The organism is Aeromonas finlandensis (genome assembly GCF_000764645.1).
GTDB classification, from domain to species: domain Bacteria; phylum Pseudomonadota; class Gammaproteobacteria; order Enterobacterales; family Aeromonadaceae; genus Aeromonas; species Aeromonas finlandensis.
Genome location: NZ_JRGK01000103.1, coordinates 1 through 8,081, shown reverse-complemented (window position 1 = coordinate 8,081; position 8,081 = coordinate 1). Strand labels below are relative to the sequence as shown.

Annotated in this window: 6 protein-coding genes and 1 pseudogene; 4 read left to right on the top strand and 3 right to left on the bottom strand. The window is 63.9% G+C overall.

Going from position 1 to position 8,081, the window contains the following annotated elements; genetic code table 11:
- The 3 genes and pseudogenes from LD28_RS0110325 to LD28_RS0110315 all read right to left on the bottom strand — a co-directional run.
- Nucleotides 1-559 (bottom strand): annotated as a pseudogene (locus LD28_RS0110325) (hypothetical protein); the annotation flags it as partial.
- Nucleotides 556-1,755 carry a glycosyltransferase gene (locus tag LD28_RS0110320; protein ID WP_033136883.1) on the bottom strand — a complete coding sequence of 400 codons (1,200 nt, stop codon included), beginning with the start codon at nt 1,753-1,755 and terminating at the stop codon, nt 556-558. The pseudogene LD28_RS0110325 and the gene LD28_RS0110320, both read right to left, overlap by 4 nt.
- A complete protein-coding gene (locus LD28_RS0110315) occupies nt 1,752-2,507 on the bottom strand; it encodes an acyltransferase (protein WP_033136882.1) in 756 nt (251 codons plus the stop codon). Before LD28_RS0110315 ends, LD28_RS0110320 begins: the two co-directional genes overlap by 4 nt.
- Before the next feature lie 306 nt (nt 2,508-2,813).
- Between LD28_RS0110315 and LD28_RS0110310 the strand changes: the two genes are divergently transcribed.
- From LD28_RS0110310 to LD28_RS0110295, 4 genes are read left to right on the top strand one after another with little or no spacing between them, the layout of a single operon-like run.
- On the top strand, nt 2,814-4,133 hold the full coding sequence (locus tag LD28_RS0110310; RefSeq protein ID WP_033136881.1) for a lipopolysaccharide biosynthesis protein: 1,320 nt from the start codon (nt 2,814-2,816) through the stop codon (nt 4,131-4,133).
- Complete coding sequence (locus tag LD28_RS0110305) at nt 4,121-5,527, top strand: O-antigen ligase family protein (protein ID WP_033136880.1); 1,407 nt, start codon at nt 4,121-4,123, stop codon at nt 5,525-5,527. Before LD28_RS0110310 ends, LD28_RS0110305 begins: the two co-directional genes overlap by 13 nt.
- Nucleotides 5,524-6,795, top strand: a complete 1,272-nt coding sequence (locus LD28_RS0110300) for a glycosyltransferase family 4 protein (protein ID WP_033136879.1) — start codon at nt 5,524-5,526, stop codon at nt 6,793-6,795. The genes LD28_RS0110305 and LD28_RS0110300 overlap by 4 nt, the downstream gene beginning before the upstream one ends.
- Nucleotides 6,796-6,806: 11 nt before the next feature.
- Nucleotides 6,807-7,922, top strand: coding sequence for a glycosyltransferase family 4 protein (locus LD28_RS0110295; RefSeq protein WP_033136878.1), 1,116 nt, complete (start codon nt 6,807-6,809; stop codon nt 7,920-7,922).
- The last annotated feature ends 159 nt before the right edge of the window (nt 7,923-8,081 follow it).

Sequence of the window (8,081 nt, the reverse complement as noted above, 5' to 3'; positions counted from 1 at the left end):
CGCCGGAGGGGCGCAAGATGGGGGTGGGGTGGCCAATCAGCCGGGGATCCCCCGGGCTTAGGGCCTCAAAGCCGGTAAAGCGGGGCGCGGCCGCGGCCCCCAGATCCAGCGCAATGGTGCCCTCAGGCAGGGTCAAACCGGGCTCCCAATACCAGCGGTGAATGGTCATTGAGGGGGCGTTATCGGCCATAAAGAGATAGAGCTTGGTGAGCTTGTCCAGCGCCAGCGCTCTGGGTTGGCTGGTGCGCCACTCGCTCAATGCAAAGCGCTGGGTAAAGGGGCCGGGGGCGACAATCCGCTCCAGATTGACCCGGCTGCGGTAGTTGACCGAGGCCTCATCGTCGATACGCAGGATCAGGGTTTGCGGGCGGGCGCTGGGGTTATGGCCCTCGATCACCAGTTCATCGTCGCTGCCCACAGGCCAGGGCACATTGGTCAGATTGAGGCGCTGGGGGGTCAGGGTGCCCGTCAGGGGCAGCGGGAGCGGCCCCTCCAGTCGGGAGGCGGCCATCGCTGCATGGCAGCAGAGCAGGATAACCAGCCAGAGCCCTCTGCTCATCCGAGCAGCCCTTTCAACCAGTTACTCAGCTCGGCAGCCTTGTGATCCCAGCTTTGCAGGGCTACCTGCTGTTGGCGAGTGTGGCGCCCTTCGCTGCGGGTGAGCCCCTCCCAGCCACTCTCCTGAAACCAGCCCGGATTGGGTTGATCAAAGGCGGCCCGGTTGATGGCCTCGGCCAGGCTCTCCCCACTGCGGGGGAGCTGGATCTGATCCCGATAGCCATCGAGGGCCGGGAAGTCGGTGCTGACGATGGGTCGCCCTGCGGCCAGATATTCGCGCAATTTCAATGGATTGCAGGCGCGGATCTGGGCGTTGTCGACAAAGGGCAGCAGGCTCACCTGCCAGTGCTGGGCATAGGCCGCCAGGGTGTGGTGGGGACGGGGGCCCAGCAGATGGATATTGGGGATCCCCCTGAGGGGGGAGATATCGGTCTGGACTGGGCCAATCAGCACCAGATCCCAGTGGGGCAGGGCGGCGGCTGTCTCTGCCAGCAGGGGGAGATCAATCCAGTCGCTCAGGCTGCCGTAAAATCCGGCAATGGGGCGGCCGGAGGGGAGATCTGCCGGGCGCTCTCTGGGGGGCATAAACAGGTCGAGATCCACGCCGTGGCTGAGGAGCCGGGTTTTATGGGGGGGGAAGCGGCTGGCCAACGCGGGGCTGGCGGCCAGAATGAGATCCGCTTTTTCCACCAGTCGGGCCTCGCTGCGAGCGATGGCCTGATGATCCACCCCCGCCAGTGCCGAGAAGTCATCGCCGCAGTAGTAGATGACCGCCCGCTCCTCCAGCTTGCCAATCAGATCGACGGCGCTCGGCAGGGAGATCCAGAGCAAGGGGCGATCCAGCTCGGGCAACTGGCGCCGGATCTGCGCCGCCAGCCAGTGGCCATTGATCTTGCCCGCCAGACGACTGCCCGGCAGCGGCAGGGCGAGCGGCGGCAGTACCCGGGGAGTGCTGGTTTCGGATGGCGAAACCGACGGGCTGCCCGAATGGCGCGCGCCGTGCAGCACAGCCCCCAGTTTGCGGACGATGCGGGTGAGGTCATGGAGGGTAAAACGGGGGCAGCGCATGCCGATGGAGTTGACCCAGAGCACCTGATAATCGGGCAACAGACGCTTGATCAGGTGCTGGGTGCTGGAGGGGTGCTGGCCCCAATCCTCGCCCAGCACCACCAGTTGCGGCAGTGAGTGTGGTTTCATGCAAAGGTCTCCGAAGCGTGTGCGGGGTCGCTGTGATCTTGTGGCTGCAAGGGGCGCAGTACGGTGGCCGGTACCCCGGCTGCCAGCACGCCAGCGGGGAGATCCCGGGTGACGACGCTCCCGGCGGCGACAATGGTGCCAGCGCCAATGGTGACGCCGGCCATCACCATCACCCCGGTGCCGAGCCAGACATCCTGCTCCAGCACAATGGCCCCCACCTGCTCATCGAGATCTGGCAGGCCCCGGGCGCGGTCGCGGGCATTGACCGGGTGCCCCGGGTAGCCCGCCAGAAAGGCGCGCCCTGCAATCCTGACGTTATCCCCCAGCACTATCTTGCTGCCCACCGCCAGGGTGGTCTGCCAGCCAATGCCGACATTGCGGCCAATCACCAGCCGTGGCGTCTGGCTCGATGCCCGGCCGCTGATGGTCATGGCGGCGCTGAGGCGGCAGTCGGCGCCAATCTCGATGGTGACCGGGCCGCTGATATAGGGGATGCCGCCATAGAGATAGAGGCGCGGGGCGGGGGCCGTCAGGCGAGATTGAAACAAGGGGGTCCACCAGAGGGTGCGGGTCAGGGTCGCCAGCGCGTTGCTACCCAGCAGATAGAGCCGATAAAGCAGCCGGTGCAGGGGGGGGATCACGGGGAAGGACCAGTGGCGGGCGCTTTTGGCCAGTCGCCACACCCGGCGGGCCAGTGGCGTCTCCCCCTGTTTGGCCCAGCTTTTCATCCGGTGCAGGTTGATGGTGTTCATGGCGACCTCTCCCTCTGGTGCAGTCCGTTGTCCGTTGCTCGCTAAGCAGAAAGCAGGGATCGGGCCAACAGGATGGCCCCAACGGGATCAGGCCTAGTGGGGCTAAGAGAGGGGCCAAATTGAGCCGGTCGGTGCAATTTGCAGCCGACGTTGTGCAAAACGCAAATGTCAGTCTCATTCTGGGCCTGTTCAGGCCGGTTAAGCCGCACTGAGGGGCTATCGCCTCAGGCCGGGAGCGAGTGGCGTGGGCTTTGCATTAGCGGTAGCTGACCCGGAGCAGGATGCTTCGGGTGGCTGGGAGGCCCTATGAAACTTGGTGTGAACCAGATTGCCATGCTCTATTACGCCGTCGGCCTGCTCTTGATGAAGGGGATCTCCCTGCTGATGCTGCCGGTGCTGACTCATCAACTGCAGCCTCGGGAATATGGTCAGCTGGAGGTGCTGCTGACCCTGATCAATCTGGGCTCCCTCATTCTCGGCTTCGGGCTGGTGGATGCGCTCTACCGCTTTGCCGGACTGGCGAAAGATGAGCAGGCGCGCCAGCAGGTGGTGGCCCGCATGTTTGGGCTGGTCTGGCTGATCGCGCTGGCCAGTCTGGTGCTGCTCTGGGTGCTGGCGCCTGTGGTGCAAGCCTGGCTGCCGGTTGAAACCCGCCTCTCGGATGTGCGCTGGGTGCTCTGCGCCCTGCCATTTGAGGGGGTGATCGGCATCCCGCTGGCGTGGCTGCGGATGCGCAATCAGGCACGGCTCTTCTTTGTGGCTACCGCAGGCAAGGCGGTGATCCAGTCGGTGCTGACCGGCTGGTGGCTCTGGCTCGGCTGGGGCGTGAGCGGGGTGCTGGCCTCCGGCACCCTGACCTGCGTCGCACTGGCGCTGCTGCTCAGCCTGTGGCAGTGGCGAGATAGCGGGATCCGCTTTGACTGGCAACACTATCGGCCGCTGCTGCGCTATGGGCTGCCACTGGTGGTGAGCGGGCTGGCGGGCTTTGCCCTGAGCGGGCTGGACCGTCTGCTGCTGGCCGATGTGGTGGGGGAGGCGCTGCTCGCCTACTACGCGGTGGCGGGCAAGTTGGCGCTGGCGGTAGGACTGCTGCTGCAACCCTTTGCGCTTTGGTGGTATCCCCGCCGTTTCATGTTGCTCAAAGAGCCGGATGGTTTGCGCCTCAATGCCCACTACAGTGTGCTGGGGTCGGTGTTGGGGTTTGCCACCGCCGGGGTGGTCGGGCTGACCGCTCCCTTGCTCATTCGCTGGCTGACACCGGAGAGCTATCACGGGGCGATCGCCTATATTCCGCTGCTGGTGCTGGGCATGGCGGTGCGCAATGTCTCGGACTTGCTCAATGTCGGCTGCTTTAGCGGCGAGAAGAGCAATGCCCAGATGGTGATCAATCTGGGCTGCAGCGCCCTTGGCGTGGCGGGCTTTCTGCTCGCCATCCCGCCCTTCGGGGTTGCCGGGGTGATCTGGACCCTGCTGCTGGTCTATCTGGTGCGGGCGCTGGCCTTTTATCTGGTGAGCCAGCGGTTGCTGCCGCTGCCATATCGTCTTTCCAGACTCTGGGCCAGTTCGCTCGGGGCGCTGGCGATGGTCTGGCTCGGCCAATGGTGTGCCGGATCATGGCTCGTCTGACCTCTGCCCTCTGGGCAAGCGCCATCTGTCTGGGGTTGGCCCTGCTCTGGTGGCGGCTGCCCCATCCCTTGCTGCTGCCGGTGCTCGGCCTTGCCATTCCCGCCATCTGGTTTGCCCTGCGCTGGCCCTTTTTGATGGTGTTGGGGTTTGTCACCTTCTCCTTCTTTCGGCTGCATGAGGTGTTCCCCCAGCTCTACCCCCTCAAGATCCCGCTGCTCTTCTCGCTGGCCGCCATTGGCGCGCTGGTCTGGCACATTTTGCTGACTGGCCGGATCAAGCCTTACTGGAGCCAACCCCTGAGCTGGTTGACGGCCTTCTTTGTGATGGTCTCCATCGGTGTGCTGTTTGCCAGTAACCGGGGGGAGGCGATTGCCACCTGGACCGGCAGCTACAGCAAGATCTACCTGATGACCCTGGCCACCGCATGGTTGGTAAGAAAACCGCAGGATTTTGCCCTGGCGGTGCGCACCTTTGTGGTGGCGGGCTGTCTGGTGGCGCTGGTAGCGCTCTACAACAAGGCGAGCGGGATCGGGCTGGTGGAGGAAACCAGGGTGACCATAGGGCGCGAGCTGGGCTCGGTGCTGGGGGATCCCAACGATCTGGCGCTGGTGCTGCTCTTTCCTGCCGGTTTTTCCCTGAGCTTGCTGCTCAATCAGGGCAATGGGGTGGGGGGACGTTTGCTGGGGGGGCTCGGCTTTGCGCTGACTGCGGCGGCCATTATTGCCACTCAAAGTCGAGGGGGCTTGCTGGGGATTTGTGCGGTGAGCGGCCTGTTTGCCTGGCAGCGGGTGAAGTCCAAAGCCTTGCTGATGATGGTGGGCGGGTTGGCGCTCAGCGTGCTGTTTGTGGCTGCCGGGATCAGCGACCGGGCATCTGGGGGCGCCGCCGAGAGCGGGGTCGATGCCTCGGCGATGGGGCGGATCTACGCCTGGCAGGCGGCCTGGGGCATGGCACTGGGCCATCCGTTGGTGGGGGTGGGCTTGTCCAATTTTTATTACAACTACTTCTTCTACAGCCCCCATTGGGATGGGCTCAATCATGCGGTGCACTCCACCTGGTTCGGGGTGCTGGCTGAAACGGGATTTGTCGGATTAACCCTGTTTGTCTGCATGGTTGCGGTTACCTTGCGTCAGGCGTGGTGTTGTCAGCTGGCTGGCATGCCTCCTGCAGTGATCACGGCGATGCAGGGGGTGATGGCCAGCATGGTGGGGTTCGTTGTCTCGGGGTCGTTTCTCACCCAGGGCTTTACCTGGCCCATCTATCTGGAGCTGGCGTTGGCCGTCGCCGCCATCAAATACGTGCAACAGGCGGCCACAGAGGCACATTGCGCCGCTGATGATCACCAGGAGGCAACCCGGTTGCCAGCAGTGCCACCCAAGGGAGCAAGAGGATGAACGTAACCCCCATTTTACTGGTGCATTACGGCGAAGACTGGATCCGCGGCAGTGAACGCTGCCTGCTGGATCTGCTGGCCCACCTCGATCGCAGCCGGTTTACGCCGTTACTCTGGTGCAATAGCCCGACGCTGGCGGCAGAGGCGGCCACCCTCGGGGTCGAAACCATGGTCGAGCCGTTCACTCTGCTGCTGGGATGGCAGGCGCCCCGTTTTGATCTTGCCGCCCATCGGCGCCTATCCCGGCGGGCCAGAGTGCTGATCACCGAGCGGCAGATTGGGCTGGTGCATGCCAACAGCGCGGCCCCTTGTCAGTGGCTGGCGGGGGTCTGTCGGGCGTTGCAGGTGCCACTGGTGTGTCACCTCCATGCCCGTTACCAGCCCAGAGACAGATTCAGCCTGCGGGTGCATCAGGCAAGCGTGCTGATCGGGGTGAGCGAGCCGGTATTGACCGGTTGGCGCCAGGATGGCTGCGCGGCGGATCGGTTAATCCGGGTACCCAACGGGGTGGATGCCGGTCGCCTGAATGGCGGTGCTCACTGGCCGGTCGTCGGCATGCTGGGCCTGCCACCGGGGGAGTTCATCATCGCCACCGTCGGCTCCCTGATCACGCGCAAGGGGGTTGATCTGCTGATCCGCTCACTGGCTGCCTTGATTGAGGTGGGGGAGGCGGCCCAGTTGCTGGTGATTGGCAGCGGCCCGGAGCGGGAATCGCTGATGGCGTTGGCTGTCGAGCTCGGGGTGGCCGAGCGGGTCCACTTTCTCGGCGAGCGGCCGGACAGTGCGGCTATCTTGCGGGGCGGGGTGGATCTGCTGGTCTCCGGTGCCCGTGAGGAGGTGTTTGGTCTGACGTTGGCGGAGGCGGGCATGTTGGGGCTCCCGGTCAGTGCCTATCGGGTGGGCGGTATTCCGGAAGTGGTGGAGGAGGGAGTGACCGGCTTGTTGGCGACCCCGGGGGATTGGGCCGAGATGGCTGATCACTGGCGGCAATTGAGTAATCCGCAACGCCGATGTGCGATGGGGCGGGCCGCTCAGCTGCGCGCTGCACAGCTGTTCACGGTGGCGCGCTATGTCGACGGGGTAACGGCGGTGTGGGATGCTGCGCTGGCTGGTCGTTGGCACTCAACGGCCCCCGCCCCCTACCGCACACTCATTCACTGGGTGGGGCAACGGCTCCTTGTCAGAGGTCGCAATATGCTGACGAATGGGATGGCAAAAGTGGTGCAAAAAGTGCAGTTCGGTTTTGGCCGCCGCAAGGTGCCAGAGTGAGGGGGCGCAAAATGAGCACGCAAACTGAGCCGCTGTTCGGAAAGGTCATCGTCGTGGACCCCATCCCGTTTCGCGGGGGCTCCAAGGTCGCGACCGAAGTGCTGCTCGATGAGTTGAGCAAGCGGATGCCAGAGCTCACATGCCATGTGCTGACCCAGGATCCCGACTCCTGGCCCCGTTGCCAGCAGCACTCCCTGTGGCTGCCCCGGATATTGAAGGGGCGGGAGTCCGGCATCGGTTATCTGCTCAAACAGGGGTGGCAGACCCTGCTGATCCTGTGGCTGGCGTGGCGTCTGGGGGAGGTGAAGTGCTTGTTGGCTGCCTCCGGGCCGGGGGTGGATCTCTGCTGCTACTGGGCGGCCCGCTGGTTGCGGTGCCGGGTGGTGCAGCTGATCCATGGGCCTGTGGGTTGCTCTGGCCTCTCTGCCAGAGCCCTGCAACGGGCGAGTGTGGTGTTTTATCTGGAGAGTGCAAGCCCGTCGCTGGCAGCGTTGCGGCGTCGTCTCGGTGCCGCGGATTTTCCCGCAAACTGGATGGCATTTATCAACGGGTTGAGCGAGGCACACTGGCCTCGTACGACCGCGGGGGGGCCGCGCATTCTGTGGGCGGCATCTCTGCTTAAGTGGAAGGGGCTGGAGACCATGCTGGCGGCCCATCAACAGCTATCTGGCTCGCGCCCCGAGCTGACGGTCTGTTATCTGCAGCCCACCGGCACGCTACAGCCCTGTAGTCAGCCTCAGCCACAGCTGCCAGACACTCACTGGTATGCCAATCCCGCCAATCTCGACGAGATCAGAGCCCGCTGCGGCATTTTTGTCTCCACCAGTCATCAGGAACCGTTTGGCCTCTCCATTCTGGAAGCCATGGCGGCAGGATTGTGCGTGGTGATCCCGGCCGATGGTGCCTGGTGGGATCAACGGCTGAACGACGGGGTGGAGTGTTGCAAATATCAGCCCAATGACCCGGATGATCTTGCCCGAGTACTGCGAACACTGGCGGCTATGCCAGATATTGTCATTCGCGTTGGGCGGAATGCGCAGTTACATACAGCGATGCATTATAAAGCCGTTGATACCTATCAAGGTCCCGTTGACAGCCTGGAAGGCTTGCTTCGATGGCGTGCATGACCTCATTCAGGCGGTAGTGAGGGAAGGTGCGATCACCTGGATTGACAGGCCCGGATCGCACCTTGATCATTCGTCACCGGCTTGCATATTAAACGGTCATTACGCCGTGAGCCTGTCTCACTCCCTCTGACATCCGGTGTGGTGTGCGTTGTTGTAAAT

Excerpts from the sequence above, each read along its gene's own strand:
- LD28_RS0110320 (WP_033136883.1), bottom strand. The coding sequence starts at position 1,755 with ATGAAACCACACTCACTGCCGCAACTGGTGGTGCTGGGCGAGGATTGG.
- LD28_RS0110315 (WP_033136882.1), bottom strand. The coding sequence starts at position 2,507 with ATGAACACCATCAACCTGCACCGGATGAAAAGCTGGGCCAAACAGGGG.
- LD28_RS0110310 (WP_033136881.1), top strand. The coding sequence starts at position 2,814 with ATGAAACTTGGTGTGAACCAGATTGCCATGCTCTATTACGCCGTCGGC.
- LD28_RS0110305 (WP_033136880.1), top strand. The coding sequence starts at position 4,121 with ATGGCTCGTCTGACCTCTGCCCTCTGGGCAAGCGCCATCTGTCTGGGG.
- LD28_RS0110300 (WP_033136879.1), top strand. The coding sequence starts at position 5,524 with ATGAACGTAACCCCCATTTTACTGGTGCATTACGGCGAAGACTGGATC.
- LD28_RS0110295 (WP_033136878.1), top strand. The coding sequence starts at position 6,807 with ATGAGCACGCAAACTGAGCCGCTGTTCGGAAAGGTCATCGTCGTGGAC.